This is a genomic window from Fontisubflavum oceani (assembly GCF_030407165.1).
Classification (GTDB): domain Bacteria; phylum Pseudomonadota; class Alphaproteobacteria; order Rhodobacterales; family Rhodobacteraceae; genus Rhodophyticola; species Rhodophyticola oceani.
Genome location: NZ_CP129111.1, coordinates 2,225,949 through 2,252,691, shown reverse-complemented (window position 1 = coordinate 2,252,691; position 26,743 = coordinate 2,225,949). Strand labels below are relative to the sequence as shown.

Genomic DNA, 26,743 nt, shown 5'->3' with positions numbered 1-26,743 from the left:
CACAGGGGCGGGTGAAGTCACCCGCCCCGACGCAAGGTCACTCTGCAGCGACGCGATAAATGTCACGGACGTACCAGTTGTTTTCCGTGTTTTGCATCGCCCAGTTCCGGATCGACGGATCCAAAACGAAGTTCTGGGTGTAGTGGTAGATCGGCAGGATCGCCATATCCTCCGCCAAGATCTGCTCGACTTGGGTGTAGATCGGCTGCGGATCGGCCAGCGCGACGCTCTCCGCCATCAGCCGGTCAACCTCATCATTGGCGTATTTGCCGTCATTGTTGGCGTTGTTCGAGGTCAGGAGATCAAGGAAGGTTGACGCCTCATTATAGTCTCCGCACCAAGCCGACCGCGCCACGTCGAAGTTCTGATTGCCGCGGATTTCGAGATAGGACTGCCACTCGAAATTGTTGAGCACGGTGGTTACACCCAAGGGCCGCCACATCTGGCTAACCACAGTGGCGATTTGCCGGTGGTTCTCGGACGTGTTGTAGATCAGGTTCAGTTCAATCGGGTTGTCAGGGCCGTATCCCGCCTCTTCCATCAACTCCATCGCGCGCGCCATGCGCTCTTCCTGGGTCCAGGTCGCATAGTCGATCTCAGGCAGCTCGAAACCAGCCGTCGCCCAATGGGTGAAGCTAAAGGCTGGGGCTTGGCCCGCTTGCAGCACCTGATCGGTGATCACATTGCGGTTGATCGCATAGCTGAGCGCGGTGCGCACGCGGGGGTCCTGCAACGCCTCATGGCCACTCTCGGACTGGTTCACCGTGTAGTAATAGGAGCAGAGCCGTGGCACCGAATGGGCCACATCCGGCATATCGGCTTCAAGCCGCGGATAGCTGCCCGCCGGCAGGTCATCCATCATGTCAAACTCACCGGCCTGGAATCGGGTCAGGGCTTGGTTGGCATCATTAATCACAAGGCCGGTGACCTCGGTGATGATCACATCTTCGGCACCCCAGTATTCCGTGTTCGGGACCAGACGGAAGAACTCATTGACCGCGATCTCGTCCAGCACATAGGCGCCGTTGGAGACGATGTTTTCGGGCCGGGTCCAATCGGCGCCATGGGCCTCAACAGTCGCCTGATGGGTCGGCATGAAGGTGTAATGGACGGTCATCTGTGGGAAATACGGCAGCGGCTGGCTCAGCGTCACCTCAAGTGTGCGGTCGTCAATGGCGCGCACGCCCAGCTCTTCTGGGCCAACCTCGCCTGCAATCGCGGCAGCGGCATTACGAATCTGGCTCAGCTCTACATACCAGGCGTATTCCGAGGCTGTCGCCGGGTCGGCCGCGCGTTGCCAAGCAAAGACGAAATCCTGCGCCGTAACCGGCTCGCCGTTTGACCAGCGCGCATCCTCACGGAGTGTGAAGACCCAGGTCTGGTTATCTTCCGAGGACCATTCTTCGGCCACGCCCGGGCGCAGGGTGCCATCGGCATTCTGGGTCAAAAGACCCTCGAAGATTTGCCGGGCCACATGGCCGCCAGCGGTCTCTTCAATCAATTGCGGGTCGATGGAGGGAAACTGATCCAGCAGACGATATTGGAACGTCTGATCTTCGGCCAGCGGCTCGCCAGTTACGGGATGGGTGTTTTGGGCCGCTACCGGTACGCTGATCGCGCAAGCCAGGATTGTGGATGTAAATAGAGCGCTTAATCTGGTCATGTTTATCTCCCATGTGTTGGCGAAGGGCGCGATCTGGGCAGTCCAGAAATTTCTGTCGCGGCCCGATTTCAAAGCATCGCTGAAACCGTTGCATCATACACTATCATAGTTTGCAATCACTTGAGCATCGGCGGAAAACCTCCGACGGGCGCCGCCGGAGGGGACACTGAGCTTTGGTGGAGGAGCGATTGCCTGGCGTCGACTCAGATCATCGCACCGTCTCGCGAGCCGAGAGGCCAAGGCTGTGGGGAGAGGCATAACCCACTGAGCCATTTCGCCAGCCGGACGGAAAAACAGAGAAAACTGACGCTAAAACAGGTACCTGACCGCTGCGAACCCGCGCGTCCAGCCGTCTCAGCGCGGCTCAGTGCCCGCCTAAACATGACGGACTCAGAGGAGCGTCAGGACGCCAGTGCATCCTAGATCGCCGTGGAGTGCACCGGCGTCCGGGGCTAGACCTCTCCGAGCCCTGTGCTGCGACGATGAGTACCGCCTTTTTCGGACCGGGCCGTGACAGTGATCGACCCTTCTGGCTCATGCGATTTCACCAGCCACTCGGCCTTTTTCGTCACTGGCGACCATTGCTGCCCCCAATTGGAGTAAGCATAGCGGCGCTCATTTCGGCCCGCGAGATTGCCAAGTTTCACATCGCCAGGGTTCATCACCAACTCGGCCCCCTCGCACTCCAATGTCAGCGTCACCGGCTTGGCGACGCCGTTCTGTACCGCGACATCCGACAGGTTTGTCGGCAGATAGCCATGGTTCGACACCACCGCCGTGACCTTGTGCAACCCGGCACCAAGGGCCTCGACGTCCAGGCTGTCCAACGCGACACGTGGCGCGGCGGCGGCATGTTTGAGATTGAACATCACGTTCTTGTGGCAAATCTCTTCCAGCATGTTGCCCGGTGGGTTCCGATAGCTCCAGATATAGACCATGCCGCCGACCTCCACCGGGCCAAGCTGCGGGTGATCGAAGGCCTCCCAATCGCGGAAACCATGATCGCCCACATTCTCGACGACCCAATTGTGGACCAGCCGTTGCGTGGCCGCATCGCGCGGACCCAAGTTGTAATACCCTTCCTTCGGCACACCCGCCGTGCGCTCCAGATCCCAAAGCTCGGTCGCGAAGGAGATGATCCCCATCTCTTCATAGGTCCAATCGGTCAGTGACCCGTGGCGCGCCTTGGTCTTATCCGGCGTGAAATCCTCATAGACAGAGATCGTTGGATAGCCGGTGAGCCGCTCCCCGACCTCGCCAAGCGCTTCATAGAGCGACAAGTCCGGCGCGCTCATCTCGCTATCCATCCGCAACATCGAGGGGCGCAGGATAATCCCGCCATGGGTGTGATAAGCGCACATACCGGTGATGTTGGGGTGGCCCAGGATCACATCCCGCATCCCGGCCGCCTCAGGCTCGGAGAACGGATAATCCCCCGCGCCATATTCCTGCGGCGTCCAGTTGGTCGGGAAGTTGCGGTTCATATTCCCGTCTTGCTGCATCTCGATATGGACATGCACGCCGTCGTAATTGCGGATCATGCCCTCCGGGTAGAGACGGTAATATTCGCCGCCCTCCTCGCCCGGTTCGCGCTGCACCATGATATCGGGGTTTTCGGCGTCCTTCTTCCACTCGCCCTTGGTGTCGGGCACCCGCATCTGCACGATGTAGCCGTCGCCGGTGATATCCTGTGGGATCAACCCCTCGATCCGGTCTTCGCCGGGCAAGAACCGGCCATTGCCGCACCAGGGGTGATAAGGCGCGGTCAGCGCGTATTCGGCCCCGTCGGGATTGATGCGCGGAATGATGTAAAAGACCTGCCCGTCCACGAGGCGGGTGACCTCTTCATCGGTGCCGTAATTGGTCAGCAGATACCAACACGCGTAGAGCGCGGTGGCGGATGTGGCATGCTCCTCCGCATGAATCTGAGCGTCGATGTAGAAACCCGGTTTTTCCAGCGCCGGGCCGGTTTCGGGGTTGGTGATCGTCAGGAACCAGACATCGCGGCCCCGAAAGCTCTTGGCGATGGAGGTCAGCGTGCAGAGATGCGGGTATGCCTCGGCAAGCGCGTGCAGATGCGCCGTCATCTGCTCATAGGTGTAGTAGGTGTCAAAGGCGATATCGACTTTCGGCATCGGGTTTTCCTTTTAAGTGAACCGCTTAGCTGCGGCCAAAATGATCCATGATGGCGGCAGCGTATTTGATGCCTTGGATGTATTTATCGACATGGATGTTTTCGTCGGGCGCATGAAGGTTGCAGCCCGGATTGGCAAATCCAGTCAGAACACAGGGAATCCAGACATGTTTTAGGATCGCCCCTTCGGCCGAGACGCCATTGACGATTGGCGGCTCGCCATAGACCTCATGCGCCGCGGCGATGATCGAGACGGAGATGTCCTCGCGGGCGGAGATTTTATAGGGGTCTTCGGTGCGCGCTTCGCCCTTGACCTCGATATTGTCGAAGCCCTGCGCCTTGAGATGATCACGCAGTTTCACGATGGCTTTGGCGGGCGAGATATTGGGGATCAGCCGGAAATCCATCCGCACACGCGCCTCTGACGGCACAATCGTTTTGGTGCCCTTGCCGGTGTACCCGCCGGCGATGCCTTGGATATTGGCAGTCGGCTCATAGGTGCGCGCCTTGAGCGCGTCGACCCCATCGCGCCCAAGCGCAAAGGCATCGACCCCCATCTCCTCTTTGAGCATGTCAAAGTCGATCCGCGCCGCTTTGTCCTTCAAATAGCCCATATCCTCATCATTGGGCACATAGATGCCCTCGGCCCAATCCGGGATCAGGATGTTTTTCTCCCGATCCATGATGGTGGCCAAGGCATGCACCAAATCCCAAACCGGGTTCGGCACCAAAGGCGCGTTCAGCGAGTGCACATCCGTCCTCGGGCCGCGCGCGATCAGCTCGACAAACAGTACCGATTTCAGGCCAAGCGAGACATCCGGCACGTCGACCCCGATCTCTAGAGAGCCATCGAGGCAGTGCATCCCATCGGCCTCCAACATCTCGGCGTTTTTCTGCGCCCAGGGCCCAAGATTGGGGGAGCCGATCTCCTCCTCCCCCTCGATCAGCAGTTTCAGGCCAACAGGGACTTCGCCGCGCACCGCAAGGAACGCCTTTGCCGCCTTGTTGAAGGCCAAGACGCCGGATTTGTTGTCGGTCGCGCCGCGCCCATACAGCACACCATCCACCACCGCACCGGACCACGGGCCGCCATGGGTCCACGCCTCGATCGGCTCGGGCGGCTGGACGTCGTAATGGGAATAACAAAGCAGCGTCTTGCGGGATTTCGACGGGATTTCGCCGTAGACAACCGGGGGGCCGTCTTCCAACTCATGGAACTCTGCCGGCAGCCCGTCGCGATGCATCATATCGCGGATCAGCGCGGCACATTCCCGCAGGCCGATATCTTGGGCCGAGATCGAGGGTTGCTGCACAAAAGTCTGTAAATCCTTCACAAATTCATCGGCATGGGCGTCGATGTAGTCATAGATATCTTGCATCAGCTGGCCTCCGGCTCTGACATGTTCCACGCATTCAGACGTTGCCCGCTCAGAGCAGGGTCGCGGGTGGTGGCGATCTGCACGAAGGCTGGCGCCAGGCGCGCGGGATCGATCCACTCGGCTTTCAGTTCGGGCGGGTAGTTGCGCTCCGACATCGGGGTGTGCATCGCCTTGCCCGGCGTGATGGTGCAGGACAGGATGCCATCGCCCTCCCCCTCCATCGCCAGGCATTTCGAGAACCCTTCCAGCGCGTGTTTCGCCGCGCAGTAGGCGGTCTCGTCAACAAAGCCTTTGATGCCGGATTGGGACGACACGAAAATCAACGCACCGCCGCCTTTGGCTTTCATGCCCGGCCAAACCGCCTGGCTGAGCTGAAACGCCGCTTGGATGCCGACATTCATGGTCGCCGTGAAGGTGGAGAGGCTCACCTGTTCCAGCGGTTCCGGTCGCAGGATTGCCGCATTGTGGATCAGCGTATCGACCGGGCCGGGGATCGCCGCGATGGCCCTGGCCGTGGCCTCAGCATCCGCCAGATCGACCGTCAGGGTCAGCGCCCCGCCACCGATCTGATCCTGGACCGCCTGCAACCCCGCCGCATCCACATCCATCAGCACCAGATCGGCGCCATGGTCGGCGAAGACCCGGGCGATGGCGGCGCCAAGCCCCTGCCCCGCCCCGGTGATAAGCACCCTTTGATCCGAGAGCGCGGGCATCACACCGCCCCGGACATGTTCAGGTCTTCCCATTTGCGGCTCACCGTTGAGGCGACGACCGCATCCAGAACCATCTGATTGCGCAGCCCATCGACGAAGCTTGCACCCCGTTTCAACCCGCGCTCCTCGATGATGGCTGCGGTTAGCTCCTGCAAAGCCGCCAAAACAGAGACATTCCAGATGCCTTTGTTCACCCCCTCAAGCTTGGCATTGGGGTCTTCCACACTGATATCATTGAAACTTTCACCTGCCTTCGCGAAATAGAGCCTCTCGTCGCTATTGGACAAGGTGATCGTGCCTTTCGACCCAAACACTTGCGTTTCATTGCCCATATTCGCCGCCGCAACCCCGCTCATGAAGACCTGGGCCAGAGCGCCCGATTGCATCTCAAGCGTGAAATGCGACAGGTCATCGGACGTCGCCGTCCACGGCTCGCCTGTGTTTTTGCAAAGCCGGTTCGGCACCATGGTCAGGGCCTGCCCGATGACCGAGGCGGGTTCCCCAAGCCACCAGCGCAGCATGTCAACCTGATGCGAGCCATTGGCGCCCAAACGCCCGCCGCCCATCGCCGCGTCCGACCACCAATCGCCCTTGGGGCGCGAGGCCGGATCGGCCCAGGACGCGCCGATATTGGTGATGTTCACATGTCGGATCTCGCCAAGATCGCCGCCATGGATCAACTCAGCGATCCGGGCCCGCGTCGGGTTGAAGCGCAGCTCATGGTCGATCATGTGCAGCCGATTGGCCTCCCGCGCCGCATCCAGCATCGCGCGCGCCTCGCCTGCATTCATCGCGGTTGGTTTTTCGCACAGAACATGCGCCCCCGCGCAATCGCGGCCAGGACCATCGGCGCATGCATCACCGTGGGCGTCGCGATGCAGACCAGATCGAGCGCATGCTCGGCCAGCATCTTTTCCCAATCATCATAGACCACCGTGATCCCATGCGGCGCGGCCGCCGCCTTTGCACTTTCCAGACGGCCCGAGGCCAGCGCCACGACCTTGGCCCCCTCAATATGAGCAAATGCGGGCAAATACGCGTCGCGGGCGAAGCTGGCCCCGATGATGCCGACGTTTAACATGATGTCTCCTTTGTGCTGTCGGGCGGATGCGAAGAGGTCACACCCGCCCGGAATTTGGGTCACTCCGCCAGGCGGGCATTCCATAGATTGACGTGTTCATCCCGCCGGGCCTGCCACTCGATCCGTCGGCTCACGCCGTAGAAATCGGGTTGGAAGTACATGTGCAGCCAGGGCCCGTCGTCGTAGAAGACCTGAAGCATCTCGTTGATCACCTCCCGTTCTTCTTCGGGGGTGGTTGCGCTGGCGATATCCGCCCACCGGTCAAACCATCGCGGATCGGCCCAATCGGTATAGTTCGGCCCGCTTTCCACAGTGGCCAAGGCCGCCATGTCGTAAAGCGGGCTCCAAAGCGCGCCACCTGAGCCCAGAAAGAACAGCGGCCCGGCATCATGCCCGCGGATCAGCGGGACATAAACCGACGACCATTCCAGAAGCTCGACCTCCGTTCTGACACCAACCTCGGTCAGGAAGCTGCCAACGGCGAGGGCGACATTGGCGTCGTTCAAATACCGGCCCCGCGGCGCTTGCAGCGTGATGTCGAAGCGCACGCCATCGTCACCGCGCGGATAGCCTGCCTCGTCCAGCAAACGTTCAGCGGTCGCCGGGTCATAGGGGTACGGCTCAAGGTTCGGGTTGTCATTCGGCGGGTTCACGAGGCCGGTCGCCCGCTCGCACTCAAAGTTCAGCAATTGAGAGCAGATCGCTGGCACATTTACCGCGTATTGCAGCGCACGGCGCACGTCGGCGTTCCGCACCGCCTCCCCGGCGACGCCGTCGAACTGGTCGGACTGGTTGAAGCCGATATACATCCGGCGCAGCCCCTGGACGACTTGGACATCCGCCACGCCGCTCGCATTCACCACATCCATCTGGTCGGGCGAGACATTTGTGATGATATCCACATTGCCGGTCAGAAGCTCTGCAATGCGGGTCGACGCCTCGGGAATGATGCGGAACTCTATGCGGTCGAAATTGCCTTCCCCCTGCCACTTCTCAAGCGTGAGATTGGAGCCGATGTTCCAATCCACCAGCCGGTATTCCCCCGAAGACACCGGCGCGCGCGCGATCTGATCCTCGGTCATCGCCTCATAGCTGTCTTTACAGTGGATGAAGACCTGCGAGCTAAAGCCCAATGCCATGCCGGTGCGGGAGCGGACATTGATCGCAACGGTCAAATCATCCACCACCTCGGCGCCTGCGAATTGCATCGAGGTATAGACAAATCCAGGTGTGTTGCCCGCAAAGGCGTTTTCTGGGTCAGCAGCCCGGTTCCAAGAATAGGCGACATCTTCGGCGGTGAGCGGTTCGCCATCCTCGCACACGCGGCCCTCGGGCAATGTGAACTCCAACCGCGTCCCATCCGCGCTGATGGTCCAGTCGGTCGCGAGACGCGGCAGGATTTCTCCATTATCGCCAATACTGGTGAGCGCCGTGAAGATATGGCGCGCGATGTTGGAGTTATCCAAGGATCGGATCTCAGCCGGCTCAAAGGTACTGGCATCCGCGCTGAGGCCGACGACAAGGGTATCTTCGGATGGTTGGGCCAAGACAGCAGAGGGTGCGCCCGCAACCAGGGCAGCAGCCAAGAACTTTGTCATACTTTTCACGTCTTACATCCTTCTTTTGATGGAGTAGGCCGTCATTGAAGTCGTCTTGGACTCGGTTTCCCGAGCTTCTCTGGTTGGTTCAGGCCCGGGCCGTTGCATCGGTCCGAACCTCCTCGATCTCAACCGCGGCACGGCGGTCTGAGGCCAAAATGCAGGCTTGCAGCATGAAGAGGGATTGCAGGTGATCGCGCCCGGTACATTCGGGCGGCGCGGTACCCCGGCAGGTTGCCACGAAGGAGGCAAAAAGCGCCGTCGCATCGCTGATCCAAGGCGTGTGGTTCGGTAGCGGGATGGGGGTGAGATCGGGTTCCATCCGCCGCGCGAAAGCCAAATCTCCGAACATCTCGCGTTGCACGACGATGCCCTCGGAGCCGTCGGTTCGCCAGTTGAAGTTCATCGGCTCGTGGCCCGACTGCCAGGTGCCCTGGTAGTTGACGGTCATCCCGTTCTCGAACGCGATCAGGGCCGAGACATTCGTGTCGCCCTGATACATCGTCCAGCTCGGGTTGAACGTATGCGCCTGAATAGACACAGGCTCCGTGCCATAAACGTAGCGCATCAAGTCGAAATGATGGATCGACTGCTCCCAAAGCATCGGGTGATCCATCGTCAGCGGGTAGGAGTTCAGCCAGTCCTGCGTCCCGTCGCGCCAGCGTTCGTAGATGAAGCGGCCAAATTCCGGTTTGCCGATGGCCCCTTCGGTCAGAAGACGCCGCATCGCCTGGGTCACGCCGAGATAGCGGAAGTTGAGACCAACAACGAGCGGAACGCTGGCCGCCTCGGCCATCTCCACGAAACGCGCCGCCGTGGCCACATCATCCGAGAGCGGTTTTTCCGCAAGGATCGCCAGCCCATAGCTACAACACGCCGCGATCTGTGCCTCCCGCCCGGACGGAGGCGTGCAGAGCAGAACCGCATCGGCATCGGTACCAATGACATCATCCAGGGCCTCACCGATTGGCACATCGGGAGATTGATCGGCGGCACGGCTGCGCGCGTTTGGATCTGGGTCACAAAGGGCGACGATCTCAATATCAGGGTTGTCACCCACCACTTGCAGCCAAGTCCGTGCCCGCGCGCCAAGGCCGACGATGATCAGACGAAGGGGAGTCATGAGGTCACCTCTGCCGGGATAAGCTGATCCAGAGCATGATCCATGCTGGTCCAGTTTATCGTTTGAAAGACACTCGGATGATCGCTGCCCATCGGCGGCCGGATCGGCGGGTGCGGCGGCGGCGCTAGGCGGATCAGCGTGCCCCGCACTCGGTCGGCAATGGCGCGAGCGATGGCCATATCGGTCTGCGCAGGGTGTGCCGGCATGCAGAACCGTTGGACCGGACACGGGGAAATGGGCCATTAATCCCGCGATACCGTCGGCCAGATCCGGCAGCCAAGACCACTCGCGATTGGCCTCAGGCGTCTGCACAGTGATGACGCCAGTGGCCTGCGTTTCGGCCAGCATACGCTGCACCAGACAAAGATGCTGGCGGGTCTCGCGGACGGCCTCATGCGGGCCGAAGATATTGCCAAGGCGCAGGCTTAGCGTGGCGAAGCCGGGCTCCGCTGCGGCGACGGCCAAAAGCTCGCCAGCGGATTTGGCGGCGGCGTAGGTACAGGCTGCACTGGGCTGGGTCGCTTCGGTAAATCGTCCGACCTGGATCGGCCCATCTTGCGGCTCAAAGACGCCCATCGAACTCAGAAAGAGGAACCGCGTTGCCCCGGCCCGCTGCGCCACATCCAGCGCGCCGGTCAGGAGCTCCATATTGCGGCGGATATGGGCCGCTTTGGACATCCGCAGCCGCTCTGGCGAGGCCGTGATGGCGGCACCATGGATGACAGCCGAGAGAGACAGGTTGGCAAGCTCCGGCAGTATCTCTTCGAGCGGCCCTTCGACCCGGCGGACCCCGGCAAGCCGGGCGGCGGTCTCCGCATCGAAAGCCTGATCCACCGCCACCACATCCTGGCCCACCCGCGCCAGCGCCAAGGCGATCTCGGAGCAGACAAACCCGCCTGCGCCAGTGACAAGGATTGGGCCGTCCGTCATGGCGCGCTCATCTCGCAACCCTCACCGCCTCGGCAACGGCATCAGCGTGTTCAAGGCCGGTGACGGTGAAGGGTGGGCGCACCCGGGCGTAGTGATTGTCATCCTTTTGCAGTGCGACGGCGGATTTGATTGCCGGGATCAAAGGCAGCCCTTCGAAGATTTTGCGCACTTGGCTGACTTGATGATGGAGCGCATGATGCTCAGGACCGTTCAGCCCGTCGATCAAGGCGCGGATCCCGCCCGGGTTCACATTCGAACTGGCGCTGATGCAGCCCGCGCCGCCCTTAGCAGCGTTTTCAGGGATCAGCGATTCCGACGCCGAATAGGTGTCGATCTGGGGGAAGGCCGCGATAACGGCGGCGGTGTTGTCCCAATCGCCGGAACTGTCTTTGAGGCCCGCGATCTGCGCCCCATACGCGTCAATCAACCGCTCGATCAGCGGTAAGGTGATCGGCACACCGGACATCTGTGGAATATGATAGAGATAGACCCGCAAATCCGGCCCAACAGCCTCGATCACCTGCGCATAGGCGTCAAACACGCCGGCATCGCTGACACCCTTATAGAAGAAGGGTGGCAGCATCAGCACGCCGCGACAGCCAAGGCGCGTCGCATGTTCCGAAAGCGTGATCGTATCGGCGGCGGCGCAGCACCCGGTGCCGGGGATCAATTGCTGGGGCGAAATCCCGGCCTCCACCAATGCATCCAACGCCGCCATTCGTTCCGCGACGGACAAGGAATTGGCCTCGCTCGTGGTGCCAAACGGCGCAAGCCCGTGCGCCCCGCCCGCGATCAATGCCTTGGCATGGGCCACGAAGCGCGCGGTATCGACCGACAGATCGGCGGCGAAGGGGGTGATGGCGGGAACAAACAGTTCGATTTTGCGAGAGGTCATCGTCATGGTCTTTCTACGCGGGACCGGGCCCGCAAATGAGTCAGGTGGGGGCGATCAGGGTCAGCGGCGCGATGGTGCGGAAGTCGTCGTCTTGCAGTGGGCCGCCGCGCCACATCAGCACCGTGAAATGGCCGGGACGGTCCAGCACCGTCGCACCAAGATGCCAGACGCCCGGGTTGAAGATCACGCCAATCGTGCCCGGCATTAAAAAGGCCAGCGCCTGATCGGGGCATGGGCGGCCCGCCTCATCGGAGGGCATCACCATCACCGCATAGCGCGACACGTCGAGCGGGAAGAAACACTGCGCGGCATAGGGGTGCCGTTCAATCCGTGTCACCGAGAGCGGCAGGCTCTGCGGCAACACGTTGTTCACATGCAGCACCGGCGCGCTGGTCTCGTTCCGCTGATGCAATGCCTCGCTATAGAACCGCCGTTTGCCCGGCTCATCCGGCGGCAGGACCAGATCGCCATAGGGCGCAAACGCCACCGGATCGGGGGCCTGACATTTCAGGACCGGGCCGGTCATGCGCCCTTCCCCGGCGGCACCGCCGCACGCCAGAAATCAGCGATCTGATCACGTCCACAGACCCAGATATCGGCGCGATCCGCGATATGGTCCATAAAGCGGATCAGCCCGGCCAGACGGCCCGGATGGCCAATGATGCGGGAATGCAGACCGATGGACATCATCCGCGGCACATCCTCGGCCTCGGCCAGAAGCACATCGAAGCTGTCGATCAGGAAATTGGCATAATCATCGGCCCGAAACACGTCGCCAGACAGGAACTTGGCGTCATTGGTGACCATAGAATAGGGCACCACCAGATGCGGCTTACCCGCGACCTCCGTCCAATAGGGCAGATCGTCATTATAAGCGTCGCTATCGTAATCATAGCCACCATGGGCCACGATCAACTCCCGCGTGGCGGTCGAGGCCGAATATCGGCAGTACCAGCCACGCGGTGCGCGGCCCAGGGTATTGGTTAAGCTTTCATGTGCGCGCGCAATGTGATCGGCCTCGGTCTCGGCATCCATGTGGTAATGCTCGACCCAGCGCCAGCCATGGGCACAGATATCCCAATCGGTCGCCGCAATTGCCGCCGCGATCTCAGGCGTGCGTTCCAGCGCCAAGGCACTGGCGAAGATTGTGAGTGGCAGGCCGCGGGATTGGAACAGCCGGCGCAAGCGCCAGAAGCCGACACGCGCGCCATATTCATACATGCTTTCCGCCGCCAGATCGCGCGCGCCCACCGGCACCCGGCTGGCGCGCACTTCGCTCAGCGCGGCCTCAGACCGGCCGTCACCGTCACCGACGGAATACTCCGAGCCTTCCTCGACATTCAGCACGAAGTTCACCGCCAACCCGGCCCCATTGGGCCAGCGGATATCGGGCGGATTGGCACCATAACCCAGCAGATCGCGTGGCCGGGTCATGGGGCCACCTCGGCCGGGAGAGACCCCCGCTCAGTCACGGGGGCCCTCCACCTTGTTGAAGAAGCAACACCAGTCGCCCTGGTTCACATTCGGCAGCGCGCGCAAGCCAAAGAACATCCCATCGGCGGGGGCGTGCAGCTCACCGACCACATCCCCGAAGATGTTCACGATGGAGGCGATCTTATCGCCCTTCTTCATCATGGTCAGGAAATCGACACCCTCTTCGGGCAGGAAGATACCCGATGCCGGGGCCAACAATGCCTCTTGCTGGCCTTTGGTGGCATCGTCTGGATAAGTCGCCTCCCCGTCCAGCATGTCATAGTGGAAGCAGATATTCAGGATCGATTTGGCAAGCTCGGCCCCGACATAGCGAAACCGCTCGGGCGAGGTATAGGAGCGCCCACCAAGTTCGACGGTGATGCCAACCTTGCCCGCATTGTTCATCGCGGCCATCGGGCTGCCGGATTTGGTGAAGTTCGACATGATGCAGCCCCAGCCCGCGCCCATGGCCTTGGCCAATTCGACGCTTTCGGGGCGTTCATCGACGAAAATCGCCTTGTCGAGGAAGGAATGCGCGCCGCCGGAATGGATCGAAATTTCCAGATCCGCGACGTCTTTCATCGCCTGCCAATGGGCGTCTGCCACCCGGTCGCTGAAATACCCATCGGGCTTGCCGGGATAAATCCGGTTCATGTCATAGGTGAACGTATCTAACGGATTGCCACGCTCCGCGGCGGAAAAAGCCAGCGGGTTCACGCAAGGCACCATCACCACCGCGCCGCGCAGTTTGGCCGGGTCAATCTGTTTGCTGGCCAACATGCAGGCGAGCGGCCCTTCGGGCTCATCCCCATGGATCGCGGCATTGACCCAGAAGGTCGGACCCGGCGCCGCCCCATTGATCACGACAACCGGGATCTCGACCTTGACGCCGCCCGCCAGATCGCCCGCCGGGATCGCCCCGCGGATCATCTGGCCCGGTTCTGCCGTGGCCGTGCCGACCGTCAGGCTCTCATTCGCAGATGTGCTCATACCGCTTCCGCCCCCGATTTTTCGTAAGCTGCCAATTGTTCGGGGGTGTAGACCTGCATGAATTCGATCTCGATCCCGCCAGCATCATTGTCGAGAAACGCCACCCAGCCTTCGGGATGTGCGTGGCTGCCATAGACGCCGCAGGCCTGACAAATCCGCAGTTCGGCGCCTTGGGATTTCGCATGCGCCAAGGCATCGTCGATATTGTCGACCTCGTAACAGATGTGGTGCAGCCCCTCTGCCCCACGCTCTTTGATCCAAGAGGCAAACCGGCCATTCGGGTCGGTCGACTGGCAAAGCTGGTATTCAATCCCCCCGAGGTAGAACAACGCGACCTTGTTGCCGGATTTGGGGAAATGGGTGATTTCCGTCTCAGCCGGCACATGCAGGAATTTCGCATATGCCCCAAGGGCTTGCTCGGCATCTTTCACGGCAAAGGCCATATGTTTGATGCTTTTGATATTCGGATTGTCGGATTTCACATTCATGCGTCGGTCCTCATTCTTTTAAGCGGATTGGCTTTTAAGCGGGTTGGCTGCTCTCGGCGCGGAAGCTTTCGACCACATCGGCCATGCGTTTCATCGCGATCTTGATGCGATCCACCGGTTGGGTCATCGACATGCGCACGAAATCGTCGGTGTGGTCGCCGTAAATCGTGCCCGGGTACATCATCACCCGGCCCTCGGCCAAAAGCCGTTCACAGAAGGCCCCGGCGGTGATCCCAAGGCCCAGGCTGGCGACATTGGCATAGACGTAGAACGCACCTTGCGGTTCGGCATAGCCCATGCCGATGGCATCAAGCCCCTCGCAAATCGCCCTCCGGCGCGCGTCATAGGTCTGACGCATCTCTTCGACGCAATCTTGCGGGCCGGTCATGGCGGCCAGCGCCGCATGTTGGCTGACTGCAGCGGTTGAGATGGCGAAGGCGTGGTTGACCTCAGACATCGGCATGATCAGATCGCGGGGTCCTGCGAGATACCCAATCCGCCAGCCGGTCATCGCATAAGCTTTCGAAAATCCGCTGAGCGTGATCGTCCGATCCCGCATTCCCGGCAGGGACGCGACGGGCAGCACAGTGTTATTGCCAAAGGTCAAACGGGCATAAATTTCGTCTGAAATCACGATCAGATCATGCTTCTTGGCCAGTTCCGCAATCTTGCGCACTTCATCAGGCGGCGTCACCGACCCGGTCGGATTGTTCGGATTGATCAGCACCAGGATTTTCGACCGCTCGGTGATATGCGGCTCGATCATCTCCGCGGTCAGGGTGAAATTCGTGGCCATCGTCATCGGGATTTTGACGACAACCGCATCCGACATCTCAGCGGCTTGCTGATAGGGGTTGTATCCTGGGCATGGCACGATGATCTCATCACCCGGATCAAGCAGTGACAGGGCGATGATGAACATCCCTTGCTGCCCGCCCGGCGTGATCATGATCTCGTCGGCGGCATAATCAGCCCCGCCATAGGTGCGGATGTTATCGGCAATCGCTTCGCGCAGCGGCGCAATGCCAAGCGGGTGGGTGTAATGCGTGGCGCCATTGGCCAGCGCCTCTTGACCCGCTTTGATGATGTGCTCCGGCGTGTCGAGGTCGGGGTCACCCCGGCCCAGTTTGATCACATCGTCCAAGCCTTCGGCGATGTCCAACATCTTGGTGATCAACGCCCCATCGGAGAGTTTGACCCGTTTTGCCAGGCGTGCGGTGTTTGGTGAGGTCATGTCGGTTTCCTTCTCGCCGCGGCGCTCAGGCCAAAGCGTAGATGTCGGAGAACTTGCGGGTCAGATGCGCGATGTAAGGCTCGGGATCGAGCGCCCTGCCCGTCGCATTTTGCAGCAGCTCATCGCGGGTGTAGCGGCGGCCATGCTGGCAGACCTTATCGGTCAACCAATCGCGCAGCGGGGCGTAATCGGCCCCATCAAGCGCGGTCTGGATGCCGGGGTTTTCGGTCGTCGCCGTTTCGAACAACTGCGCGGCCATGATATTGCCGATGGTGTAGTTGCAGAACGTCCCGATCTGGCCCGAGGACCAATGCACATCCTGCAATACGCCTTGCGCATCATCGGGCACATCGACGCCCAGATACTCTTTCATCGCGGCATTCCAGGCCGCAGGCAAGTCCGCCACCTCCAGCGAACCGTCGACCAGCTTACTTTCTAACTCGGCCCGCAGCATGATGTGGAAATCATAGGTCAGTTCATCGGCCTCGACCCGGATGAAACTCGGCTCAGAGCGGTTGACGGCGCGGTAGAATTCCTCGTCGTTCACATCGTCCAGCGTGCCGGGATAAGCCGCTTTGATATCGCCCATATGATTGGCCCAGAACGCCCGGCTGCGCCCGACATGGTTTTCCCAGAGCCGCGATTGGCTTTCATGGGCACCGAAGCTGACCCCGCCCACGGCATAAAGGCTGATCAAATCGGTGGCGAGCGGGGTTCGGGTATAGGCCGGATCGACCCCTTGCTCATACATCGCGTGGCCCGCCTCATGCAGCGCACCGAAGAGTGACATCGGCATATAGGTTTTGTTGACCCGCGTGGTGATCCGCACATCGTTGCGGGTGAAGGACACCTCAAACGGGTGCACCGTTGTGTCGAGTCGCCCACGATCCGTGTCATAGCCGATCCGTTTGGCCATCTTCAGGGCAAAGGCCATTTGCGCCTCGACCGGATATTCCCGGAACAGGAAGTCAGAGCGCGGTTTCTCCGCCTCGGCAATGGCGCGCACCAGCGGCAGCATCCCCTCCCGCAGACGCGCGAAAAGCGTGTTCAACCCGGCGGTGGTGGTGCCCGGCTCAAATCGGTACATGAGCGCGTCATAGGGGTGATCTTCGAACCCGATCGCCTGCGCCATTTCGCGGTTGATATCGACCATCGTGGTCAATGCGGGCGCAAAGATCGAAAAGTCGGCTTTCTCGCGCGCCTCGGCCCAAACCTCATGCGCGGCCGCGCCAAGCTCCGTCTTGCGGCGGAGCAATTCGGTCGGGATGCGTTCGTGATAGTCGATCGCTTCGCGGACCTGCGCGACGATCCGTGCCTCGGGGCTGTCTTCGGGCTTGCCGGGCATCTCGGCCTCCGCGCCTTCCAGCGCGCGCTTGGCCTCGTCAGAGCACAGCAGATTGCGTGCCGCGACCGCCAATGTGGCCAATTGCTTGGACCGGCTCTCCGCCCCCGCCTTGGGCATCATCGTGCGCGCATCCCAGGATAGAACCGACCCTGCATTCAGGAAATCATTCACCCGGCCCATCACCTCGATCAATCCAGCATAGCTCATTTCAGGCCGTTCTCCCTTCGGCGTTTCATGCGGAACACCGGGGTTTTCGAGAAACCAGCGGGTTCGACGCAGGGTGCTTGACTATCCATTCCGCTCGTGTATCCCATTTGGACAAGCGCAATGTCGACAATATACTGATGGCAAGGAAGCCAGCAGGAGTCAAACCAAAACATTGCCCTAGTCCGCCGCCTCAGCCCGTTAAGGAGCCGCACCCTGATGCCAAGCCCGAACACCAATGAAACCAGTCTGGTCGAGATGGCCGTATCCGGCGTGATCACCACGCCTGCGGTGCGCCCCGGCCAATACATCCCCCATCCTGACGGGCGCGCGACCGTGCTGCCTGGCATGTATGGCATCACCTACAATGTACGCTGCGGCGACCGCGCCTTTGGCTGGGCGGGCGATCATGTGGAACCTGGCGTATCGATTGATGACGATGCGGATTCGGGCCGCCACCACGCGCTGCATTACCTCAACTGCATCGGCAATGAGGCGATGGTGACCTCCGGCATGGCCACGGGCGAGCGCGGGATTGTGGTCGGCGAACATGCCCGCATCTTGGTGCAGTTCTCGCCCGAGGCGCATGAGGTGATGGCGCCCGGTGACCGCATTCAAGTGATGACCAAGGGCCAGGGCCTCGCGCTCACCGATTACCCCGGCGTGGCGCTGAAAAAGATGAGCCCGCGCCTGTTCCACGCGATGGGGATCACCGAAAATGCCGGGCGGCTCCATGTCAATGTCGCGATGGAATTGCCGGTGCGCATCATGGGCTCGGGCGCGGAGTTGAACTCCGAATATGTCGATCAAGATCTGATGTCAGGGGACCGCGCGTTGATGGCGGAGCTGGGCATTGACCAGATGCACCTCGGCGACCTGATCGCCATCCGTCATGCGGACCATCATTGGGGCCGCTCCTATCGCGAAAACGCGGTCTCGATCTGTCTGTGCATCCATGGCGACAGCATCATGACCGGGCATGGCCCCGGTATTCTGACCCTGATGACCGCGCGCGAAGGCAATATCGATTTCGCCTTCGATGCCTCCGCCAATATCGCCCAACTTCTGAATATCGGAGCCTGATATGTCCCTTCAAACCAACGCCGCCGATATCGTCACCGTCTCCGTGATGGGCCAGGTCGCCAATCCGTCTCTGTCGGGCCTGCCGGCGGAACCTTACCGGCTGGATGCCGATGGCAAAGCCTTCCTGTGGCCGACATTTGGCGGCATCGTCTATAACGTCACGGTGGGCGACGGCGCCTTTGGCTGGTCGGGCGATTGCATTCACCCCTCGGTCAGCATCGCGCATCCCGATGCCAACAAAAATCGGGGCCTGAACGTCTTTGCCTGCGTCGGCAACGAGGCGATGATTGTCAGCGGCGCAGCCAAAGGCGCACGCGGCGTGGTCACTGGCAAATCGGGACGGTTTTCCGATCAGGTGATCATCCATTTCGATGTTGAGACGCGGCGCAAGATCGCCGTGGATGATCAAATTCTTGTCAAAAGCGAGGGCGTCGGCCTGGCGGTGCCGGACTGCCCGGAGGTGTCCTTCAAATCCCTCTCGCCCGCGCTCTTTGACGCGCTGCCCAAACGTCTGGAAGACGGTGTGCTGAAGATTGGCGTCTGTGGCACGGTGCCACCGCATTTCGTCGGCGCGGGCGCCGGTTTGACCTCGGAAGGCGGCTCTCTGCATATCCAATCGACCGATCGGGCCGAGCTTGCGAAACACGGGCTCGACAACCTGCGCCTTGGCGATGTCGTGGCCATCCAAGACACCGACAGCCGCTATAATCACGGCTATCTCAGAGGCGCGATGAGCATCGGGATTGTCGGGCAAACCGACGGCCCCCGCGCGGGCTATGGCCCAGGCATGACCGTGGTGATGACCGCCCCCGCCGGACAATTGGGCAGCTTCGAGGCGCCCGGCACCAATATCGCCGATATCCTGGAGCTGAGCGCATGAGCCAGCCGATCCCAATGACCAATGTCGACCGCGATCAGTTGCGGAGCTTCGTCTCCGAAGGCTTCGAGGCGCTTGGCCTGACTCCGGAAGACGCAGGCATTTTTGCTGATGCACTGATCTTCTCTGAACTCAGATTTCACCCCGGTCAGGGTCAGGGCGTGGCCCGGCTGCGCCGCTATCACGAACGGATCGGCAATGGCGAGGTGAACCCGCGCGCCGATTGGTCCATCGTCAAAGAAGGCCCGGCACTGGCCCTGGTCGACGCCCATAACGGGATTGGCACGGTTGCCGCCGCCAAAGCCATGCAGCTGGCGATCAAGAAGGCCAAGGAGGGCGGGATCGGCACGGTGATTGTGCGCAATTCGACCCATTACGGCTCCAGCGCGGTCCATGCCTGCCAGGCGCTGGATCATGGCTGCATCGGCATTGCCTACACCAATGCGGGCCCGGAAATGGCGCCCTGGGGCGGGCGCGAAGGCGTGACCGGCACCAACCCCTGGTCCATCGCGGCGCCGTCGGATCAGGGCTTCCCCACGGTGCTCGACATCGCGATCACGACCGCCGGCAAGGGCATGATGAATTGGCTGATCCGCGAGGGCAAAAAAATGCCGCTCGATTGGGCCATCACGCCAGAGGGGGATGAGACCGACGACCCGGCGGCGGCGCTAAAAGGGCCGTTGCTGGGGATTGGCGGGCACAAAGGCTATGGCCTCGCCTTCATGACCGAAGCGATGACCGGTGTGCTCTCGGGCGGCGGCTTTGGCCTGACGCCTTATTCCGATCCGAAGAAACTGGATGTGTCGCATTACTTCCAGGCCATCGACATCAGTTGGTTCATGGACCCCGACGACTATGCCAAACGCATGGGCGAGTTTGTGCAGATGGCCAAGACCCGCGCGCTGCGGCCTGGATTCGATGAAATCCTGGTGCCCGGCGAGCAGGAAGCCCGCCGAACCGCCGCCAAAGCCGCCGACGGCGTGCCGATTGACGATGTGGTGCTGGCCGATATGCAGGCCCTGGGTCAGGAACTGGGGCTAAAGACCAAACTCGTGGGCCTCGGCCCCTATACCGGCGCAACATTATGACCGATGCGGCGCTCACGCCGCTTGGCGCGGGATTCTTCGCCGCCGCGCGGGACCGGCTCCGCGCCCGGGCGGAGGCCGCCGGTTTGGATGGCCTGCTCCTGCTGCGAGCGCCGAATCTCGCCTATGCCACCGGTCTGTTTCTGTCGGCCAATGAACGCCCGATGGGGGTCTGGCTGCCGGTTGCGGGTGAGCCGATCTTGATGTTGCCGGGTTTGGAGAGGGAGAATGCCGAAGGCACCGGCCTCAGCGATCTGCGCTTCTATGACGAATTTCCGGACGAGTTGCCTGCGGTCCTTTGGATGTTGGCGCAAATCGGGCGCAAATCCATCGCCATCGATCTATTGGACGCCAGCCTCCTCGACGCCGCGCGAGATCGGCTGATCCGGCTCGACCTGACGGATCACGCCATGTTGGAACGCGCGATCAAGCAGCCAGAAGAGATTGCATTGACCGCAGAGGCCGCGGGATTTGCGGATCTTTTCCTAACGCGTCTACAGGCCGCCGCTGGCGACATCATCGCCCAGGGCGGGACAGAGGCCGATCTGATGGCCGATGCCATGACCCACGCCCGTGGCGCGCTGATGACGAAACACAAAGCCGCGTTCACCGGCACGCCGATGGGCATCACCGCGTCGGTCCATTCCGGCCCCCGGGCCGCCCTGCCCCATGGCGCGGTTCTCGAACGCACACCGCAGCCCGGCGAAACCGTGATTGCCGGGATCGGCGCGAGCCTCGGTGGCTATCACGCCGAAAGCGGCGTCACCCTGATTGTCGGCGAGATCAGCGCCGAGCAGCGCCGGATTATGCAGGCGATGACGGCCTGCGACGATGCGGCGGTTGCGGCCTGCGCCAATGGGAAGACTTGCACCGCCGCCAATGAGGCCGCGCTGGAGACCCTTCGCGAGGCTGGGCTTGGCGCCGCCATCCGCCATCGGATCGGTCATGGCATGGGGCTGGAAGGGCATGAAGCGCCCTGGCTCGCCCCCGGCGACCCGACGCCGATCCAGCCCAATATGATCTTCTCCAACGAGCCCGGCGTCTACCGCCCGGGCCGCGACGGATACCGCACCATCAACACGATGATCGTGACCGAAACCGGTGTCGATGTGCCCTCGCGCTTCCAACACAACACCCCGATTGACGCCCGCGTCATTGCCCTTTGACCCTTTAGCAGGAGCCTCAAGATGCCCGAACCCGCCGCCTGGAAATACCAGAAAATCACCAAGCCGATGTTTGACGCGCCCGTGGTAGAGCGCCTGTTTTATGGCCGCGTCATCACCTGCGTCGGCGATGAGGTGATCGAAGACGGGTATGTGCATATGAAAGACGGCAAAATCGCCGGTGTGGGCGCACGTGCCGATCTGGCGAGCGAACCCGCTGGTGCGGAGGTCACTGACACCAAGGGCAAAACGCTGATGCCCGGCATGATGAACAGCCATGCGCATCTGAGCTGGGACGGGATCCATGAGTTGAGCCAGCAGAGCATGTTCGACGCGCCCGAGATCCGCGCCTACAAAGCCGCCGGCAATATGATCAAGAGCCTGCGCGCCGGGATCACGCTGGTCCGAGACCTGGGCGTGCATAATGCGAACCTATTTGCCAAACAGGCCGTGGCGCAGGGCATCTTCCCCGGTCCCCGGCTGCTGGTCTCGGGCGAGGCGATCATCCAGACTGGCGGCCATACCTATTGGGTCTGCCGCGAAGCCTCTGGCGCGGATGAGATGCGCCGCGCGGTGCGCGATCAGGTCAAGGGCGGTGCCGACCTAATCAAGATCATGGCCTGCCACGATACGCTGGAGTTTACCGACGAGGAACTCCATGCCGTGATCGATGAAAGCCACCGCAACGGCATTCCGATCACCGCGCACGCGACCTATAACGACTGCATCGCACGGGTGGCGGAATTTGGCATTGATTGCGTTGAGCATGGCGGCTCGATGACCGACGAGACGATCCAGCTTCTGCTCGACAAGAAACTGCCGATCGTCACCACCTTCTCCGCCCTGGTGATCCAGGCCAATCCCGACATTGCCCGCGCCTTCGGTATCCCGGAATGGAAGATCGAAGAGCGTCAGAAAGCGGTGGCCGACAAGACCCGCTTCGATGGTCTGGTGCGCGCGGCCAAGGCCGGTGTGCCGATTGTGTTTGGCACCGATGCGGGCAGCCCTGCAGTGGAACATGACCGGATCGTGCCGGAGCTTGGTTTCATGGTGGAGGTCGGCGTTTGCCCCGACAATCTTGACGCCCTCCGCGCGATCACGGCGCGCGCTGCCGTGCTGAACGGGTTTGGCGACACACTTGGCACTCTGGAGGCCGGAAAGCTCGCCGATATGATCGTCGTGAACGGCAACCCCGACCAAGATCTGACCGCCCTCGAACATGTCGAGATGACCTTCATCGACGGCAAAAGGATGCACTGACCATGACCCAATCCCTCTTGCTGCAACGCACCGCGCCCCGCATCGTCGATGAAGATGGATCGTTCCGCACCAAAATGCTGGAGATCGCCTCTGGCCTGGATGACGTCATCGCGCTTGGCCGGGGCGATCCGGATTTCCACACGCCCGCGCATATTGTGGCGGCCGCGAAACAGGCGCTTGATGACAATCAGCATCATTATACCGGACCAACTGGGTTGCCGCCTTTGCGGCAGGCGATCTGTGACAATCTGAAAACTGAGTACGGGCTGGATTACAGCGCGGATGAGATCATCGTCACCGCCGGGGTTCAGGAAAGCATCATGCTCTGCATGTTGGGTCTGGTGCAGGAGGGCGACGAGGTTCTGATCACCTCGCCGCGCTTCACCACCTATGACACGGCGGTGCATTTGTGCGGCGGTGTGCCGATCCCGGTACCGACCTATCAGAAGGACGATTTTGCCCTGAATGTGGCGGAGATCGAGAAACGGATCACGCCCAAGACGCGGATGTTCGTTATGGTCTCGCCCAACAACCCGACGGGTGCCGTGACACCGCCGGACGTGATCCGCAAAATCGCAGATTTGGCGATCAAACATGACATTCTGATCATTGCCGACGAGATTTACGCCAAGCTGATCTATCCGCCGCATGAGCATCTGTCGCTGGCTACCCTGCCGGGCATGAAAGAGCGGACCATCACGCTGAATGGCTTCTCCAAAACCTATGCGATGACCGGCTGGCGCGTGGGGTATATGGCGGCACCGGCGGATTTCGTCGAGAAACTGACCGAACCGCGCCACACGCTCTCGATCAACACCTGCACCGTGTCGCAATTTGCGGCGCTGGCCGCGCTGACCGGCCCGCAGGATGAGATGGAGGCCACCTTCCGCGACTATGCCGACAGGCGGGCCTATCTGATGGAGGCGTTGACCGAGGCCGGGCTGAGCTACGGCGCGCCGGGTGGGGCGTTCTATATCTACACCAACATCTCCTCTACGGGCATGAAGGCCAAGCCGTTCTGCGAAAACCTGCTGCAGGAAACCGGCGTCATGGTCTTCCCCGGCGATATGTTCGGCGAACCCGAGAGCGATTTTATCCGCATCTCCTATCTGCAACCTCTGCCGGTGATCAAAGAGGCCATGGCGCGGATCAAATCCTTCATCGCGGCCCATAAAGGAGCTGCGGCATGAGCAATATGACCCCCAACCCGGATGAGAAATTCGTCGGCATTCAAGTCAGCCCGATCAGCTTCATCGACGAGGGCGTCGAAACGGTTCTGGACACGTTGCAAAACCGCGTCGGCGTCAATGTGCTGATGCTTGGCACCGTCTCTTGGCTCGGCCTGAAAACCGGGCGCAGCATCGCGCATGAACTGGATGGCTGGCCCGATCATGGCGTGCCCGAGCCCTTCACGATGAAAGGTGGCGCCTATTTCGACCCTGACTCGCGGTATTACACGCAGACGCTGATCAAGGATTTCCGCGCCACGGATAAGGAGATGGAGGGGGTCGACATCCTCGATCTGGTCATTCCCGAAGCCCATAAGCGCGGCATGAAAGTCTATGTCGAGTTGATGGAGCCGTTCTTCAAATACGCGGGCCATGGTTCGGCAAGTGCGGTCGACATCCCCAACCTGGCGAGTTGCATGGAGGTCGATGTGTTTGGCCGCCGTAAGGATGAGCCTTCGACCTCAAACCCCGATTACCGCAACTGGATGCACGCGATCATCGAAGATCAGGTGCGCAATTACGACATTGACGGGATCATGTGGTGCAACGAGCGCAACAGCCCGCTGGATCAGATGATGCAAGGCCAAGCGCCGGGAGATTTCTCGGAAGCCGCCCGCAATGAGGCTATCGCACGGGGCACCGATGTCGAGGCCTGCCGTCGTGGTTGCATCGCGATGTATGAGTTCATGCAGGCGGCGATTGCGGGCGAAGAGTTCGACGATGGCGCCTTCATCACCTTCATCCGCACCCTTTTGGAGAACCCCGAGGTTCTGATCTGGGAGCGCTTCTGGCTAGAGCGGAACAAAGACCTCGACCGGGAGCTTTATGGCCTGGTGAAATGGTGCAAACCCGACCTGCCCTTCGGGCTCAACGTCTGGAACCGCAATCATTTCAACCTGTTCCGCCGCGCGCAATGGCCCTGGCATGAACAGACGATGTATGCCGATTGGGTCAAGCCGATCACCTATCAGCATCAGTCTGGCGAGATCTGGCACAAGGAGTTCGGCTTCTTCCAGAAGACGATCCTGCGTGATTTCGACCCCGCCACGGCGATGAAAGTCCTTGATGGTATTCTCGGCATCAAAGGGTCTGATCTGGATCAGGTGGTACAAGACGGCCTCGACCCCGACACCTATGTGTACGGCCAATGTGCCGACGCACTGCGCGGTGTGCATGACAAGGCCAAAGTATTTATGGGCCTCGGCATTGATGCGCCCCGCGTCCGCGCGGATCAGGCCAGATGCACGCCGGATATCGCCTATCGCTCGGTGATGGCGACCTATCGCGCGGGCGGGCATGGGGTCGTGTTGTCGCCCAATTATGCCTCCATGCATCTGACCAATCTTGATGGCGTCGCCAAGGCTCTGACCGAACTTGGGCTGAAAACATGAGCGCCCTCGACACGCTGATCACCGGCGGCGATGTGTTGTTGCCTGACGAGCTGCACCGGGTCGATCTGGGCCTGGCCGATGGGGTGGTCGCCGGTGTCTATGCCCCGGGGACCGCGCCAGAAGCCGTGCAGACCATCGATGCCAGCGGCAAGACCCTCCTTCCCGGCATTGTCGACATCCATTTCCATGTCCGCGCCCCGGCCTATCCCGAACGCGGCACGGTTCTGTCAGAAACCAAGGCGGCAGCGGCAGGCGGGGTGACGACGCTGTTCGAGATGCCGATCTCGAAACCCTGTTGCTCCACGCCCGAAGAATTGGCGCGCCGCCGCGATCATTTCGCCGAGAATGCGGTCATCGACTTTGCGCTTTATGCCGCCCCTGGCGATCTGACCGAAGCCAGCCGCGACAAGATGCTGGATCTCGGCGCCATTGCCTTCAAGATGTTCACCACACCGTCGCCCGCCGGACGCGCCGATGAATTCGAGGGGCTGGCCTTTCCCGATGAGGCCGACCAGCTTCGCGCGCTACAGCTTTTGGCGGGAACCGGACGCCCGGTCGTGGTCCATGCCGAAAGCGCCGCGCTACTCGCCCACTACGAGGCGCAGGCCAAAGCGCTGGACCCGGCCGACGCGGCAACCCATGGCAAATCGCGCCCCGCGATCTGCGAAGCGGTGGCGGTCGCGAAACTCCTGGCGATGAACATCACCGCCGGGGCCAAACTGCACATCGCCCATGTGACCAGCGCCGAGACCGTCGAGGTGCTGCGCGGTTTTGCCGGGACCTCGGATTTCACCGCAGAGACCTGCCCGCAATATCTCTTCGCCACCGAGGATGACGTTGCGCGCGCCGGGATTTACGCGAAAGTGAACCCGCCGATCCGCCATCAGGCTGATCAGGACGCCCTCTGGCAGGCGATCGAAGATGGTGTGATCAACTATGTCACCACCGACCACGCGCCGTTTGCCAAAGCCGAAAAACAAGCCGCCGAGGGGAATTTCCCCGCCGCCCCACCCGGCGTGCCGGGGATCGAGTTTATCCTGCCCGCCATGCTTGATGCGGTGGCCAATGGTCGGCTCAGCCTCAAACGCGCCCATGATCTGATCTGTGCCAATGGCGCGCGGCGCTATGGACTCTACCCGTTCAAAGGCGCATTGCTACCAGGAAGCGCCGCGGATGTGACGATTGTGGATTTGACCGGTGAGACCGCGCTTTCGGCCGACACACTCCACACCCATGCCCGCGAAGTGGCGCATCTCTTTGAGGGCCGGACCCTGCGGGGCAAAGTCTGTCAGACCATCCTGAAGGGCAACACAGTGTTCTTGGATGGCGCTGTCACCGGGCCACAGGGACAGGGGGCGTTTGTGACCCCTGCCGCAGGAAAATGACGCGCGACGACGGGTAACGG

Annotated in this window: 22 protein-coding genes and 1 pseudogene; 8 read left to right on the top strand and 15 right to left on the bottom strand. The window is 61.3% G+C overall.

The features are described from left to right. Nucleotides 1–37 precede the first annotated feature (37 nt). From QTA57_RS11495 to QTA57_RS11425, 15 genes and pseudogenes are all read right to left on the bottom strand, one after another. Nucleotides 38–1,663: a peptide ABC transporter substrate-binding protein gene (locus QTA57_RS11495; RefSeq protein ID WP_290151554.1), complete on the bottom strand. Its 1,626-nt coding sequence runs from the start codon at nt 1,661–1,663 to the stop codon at nt 38–40. A 452-nt stretch (nt 1,664–2,115) separates the two neighbouring features. Next, complete coding sequence (locus QTA57_RS11490) at nt 2,116–3,798, bottom strand: M14 family metallopeptidase (protein ID WP_290151552.1); 1,683 nt, start codon at nt 3,796–3,798, stop codon at nt 2,116–2,118. 25 nt (nt 3,799–3,823) lie between these two features. Then, entirely contained in the window at nt 3,824–5,176 is a 1,353-nt protein-coding gene (locus QTA57_RS11485; RefSeq protein ID WP_290151551.1) for a M20/M25/M40 family metallo-hydrolase, read from the bottom strand. Next, nucleotides 5,176–5,889, bottom strand: coding sequence for an SDR family NAD(P)-dependent oxidoreductase (locus tag QTA57_RS11480; protein WP_290151549.1), 714 nt, complete (start codon nt 5,887–5,889; stop codon nt 5,176–5,178). The genes QTA57_RS11485 and QTA57_RS11480 overlap by 1 nt, the downstream gene beginning before the upstream one ends. After that, on the bottom strand, nt 5,889–6,620 hold the full coding sequence (locus tag QTA57_RS11475) for a Gfo/Idh/MocA family protein (RefSeq protein WP_330696803.1): 732 nt from the start codon (nt 6,618–6,620) through the stop codon (nt 5,889–5,891). Before QTA57_RS11475 ends, QTA57_RS11480 begins: the two co-directional genes overlap by 1 nt. A 51-nt stretch (nt 6,621–6,671) precedes the next feature. Then, nucleotides 6,672–6,970: pseudogene (locus tag QTA57_RS11470) on the bottom strand (Gfo/Idh/MocA family protein); the annotation flags it as partial. Between the two features lie 59 nt (nt 6,971–7,029). Beyond that, nucleotides 7,030–8,568, bottom strand: coding sequence for an ABC transporter substrate-binding protein (locus QTA57_RS11465; RefSeq protein WP_290154870.1), 1,539 nt, complete (start codon nt 8,566–8,568; stop codon nt 7,030–7,032). A gap of 88 nt (nt 8,569–8,656) precedes the next feature. Continuing rightward, nucleotides 8,657–10,621 carry an NAD-dependent epimerase/dehydratase family protein gene (locus QTA57_RS11460; protein ID WP_290151546.1) on the bottom strand — a complete coding sequence of 655 codons (1,965 nt, stop codon included), beginning with the start codon at nt 10,619–10,621 and terminating at the stop codon, nt 8,657–8,659. 7 nt (nt 10,622–10,628) lie between these two features. Beyond that, nucleotides 10,629–11,516 carry a dihydrodipicolinate synthase family protein gene (locus tag QTA57_RS11455; protein WP_290151545.1) on the bottom strand — a complete coding sequence of 296 codons (888 nt, stop codon included), beginning with the start codon at nt 11,514–11,516 and terminating at the stop codon, nt 10,629–10,631. 40 nt (nt 11,517–11,556) lie between these two features. Further along, nucleotides 11,557–12,042, bottom strand: a complete 486-nt coding sequence (locus tag QTA57_RS11450; RefSeq protein ID WP_290151544.1) for an ureidoglycolate lyase — start codon at nt 12,040–12,042, stop codon at nt 11,557–11,559. After that, nucleotides 12,039–12,950 (bottom strand): polysaccharide deacetylase family protein, encoded by a 912-nt coding sequence (locus QTA57_RS11445; protein WP_290151543.1) that lies wholly within the window; start codon nt 12,948–12,950, stop codon nt 12,039–12,041. Before QTA57_RS11445 ends, QTA57_RS11450 begins: the two co-directional genes overlap by 4 nt. A gap of 30 nt (nt 12,951–12,980) precedes the next feature. Then, entirely contained in the window at nt 12,981–13,979 is a 999-nt protein-coding gene (locus tag QTA57_RS11440; RefSeq protein WP_290151542.1) for a succinylglutamate desuccinylase/aspartoacylase family protein, read from the bottom strand. After that, nucleotides 13,976–14,467, bottom strand: a complete 492-nt coding sequence (locus QTA57_RS11435) for a VOC family protein (protein ID WP_171558792.1) — start codon at nt 14,465–14,467, stop codon at nt 13,976–13,978. Before QTA57_RS11435 ends, QTA57_RS11440 begins: the two co-directional genes overlap by 4 nt. Before the next feature lie 34 nt (nt 14,468–14,501). Continuing rightward, nucleotides 14,502–15,701: a pyridoxal phosphate-dependent aminotransferase gene (locus QTA57_RS11430; RefSeq protein ID WP_171558790.1), complete on the bottom strand. Its 1,200-nt coding sequence runs from the start codon at nt 15,699–15,701 to the stop codon at nt 14,502–14,504. Between the two features lie 25 nt (nt 15,702–15,726). After that, on the bottom strand, nt 15,727–17,253 hold the full coding sequence (locus tag QTA57_RS11425; protein ID WP_290151540.1) for a carboxypeptidase M32: 1,527 nt from the start codon (nt 17,251–17,253) through the stop codon (nt 15,727–15,729). A gap of 216 nt (nt 17,254–17,469) precedes the next feature. Here QTA57_RS11425 and QTA57_RS11420 point away from each other — a divergent pair, with 216 nt between their 5' ends. Genes QTA57_RS11420 through QTA57_RS11385 form a run of 8 tightly spaced genes read left to right on the top strand, consistent with a single transcriptional unit; the run spans nt 17,470 to nt 26,723 of the window. Then, nucleotides 17,470–18,333 (top strand): DUF4438 domain-containing protein, encoded by an 864-nt coding sequence (locus tag QTA57_RS11420; RefSeq protein WP_290151537.1) that lies wholly within the window; start codon nt 17,470–17,472, stop codon nt 18,331–18,333. A gap of 1 nt (nt 18,334) precedes the next feature. Beyond that, nucleotides 18,335–19,213 (top strand): DUF4438 domain-containing protein, encoded by an 879-nt coding sequence (locus QTA57_RS11415; RefSeq protein ID WP_290151536.1) that lies wholly within the window; start codon nt 18,335–18,337, stop codon nt 19,211–19,213. After that, nucleotides 19,210–20,298, top strand: a complete 1,089-nt coding sequence (locus tag QTA57_RS11410; RefSeq protein WP_290151534.1) for an Ldh family oxidoreductase — start codon at nt 19,210–19,212, stop codon at nt 20,296–20,298. The genes QTA57_RS11415 and QTA57_RS11410 overlap by 4 nt, the downstream gene beginning before the upstream one ends. Next, on the top strand, nt 20,295–21,461 hold the full coding sequence (locus tag QTA57_RS11405) for a M24 family metallopeptidase (protein ID WP_290151533.1): 1,167 nt from the start codon (nt 20,295–20,297) through the stop codon (nt 21,459–21,461). The genes QTA57_RS11410 and QTA57_RS11405 overlap by 4 nt, the downstream gene beginning before the upstream one ends. Nucleotides 21,462–21,482: 21 nt before the next feature. After that, complete coding sequence (locus tag QTA57_RS11400; protein ID WP_290151532.1) at nt 21,483–22,718, top strand: amidohydrolase family protein; 1,236 nt, start codon at nt 21,483–21,485, stop codon at nt 22,716–22,718. A gap of 2 nt (nt 22,719–22,720) precedes the next feature. Next, nucleotides 22,721–23,908, top strand: coding sequence for a pyridoxal phosphate-dependent aminotransferase (locus QTA57_RS11395; RefSeq protein ID WP_290151531.1), 1,188 nt, complete (start codon nt 22,721–22,723; stop codon nt 23,906–23,908). Beyond that, the gene (locus QTA57_RS11390) at nt 23,905–25,338 is read left to right on the top strand and encodes an alpha-amylase family protein (protein ID WP_290151529.1); all 1,434 of its coding nucleotides are present in this window, start codon (nt 23,905–23,907) and stop codon (nt 25,336–25,338) included. The genes QTA57_RS11395 and QTA57_RS11390 overlap by 4 nt, the downstream gene beginning before the upstream one ends. Continuing rightward, entirely contained in the window at nt 25,335–26,723 is a 1,389-nt protein-coding gene (locus tag QTA57_RS11385; protein ID WP_290151528.1) for a dihydroorotase, read from the top strand. Before QTA57_RS11390 ends, QTA57_RS11385 begins: the two co-directional genes overlap by 4 nt. The last annotated feature ends 20 nt before the right edge of the window (nt 26,724–26,743 follow it).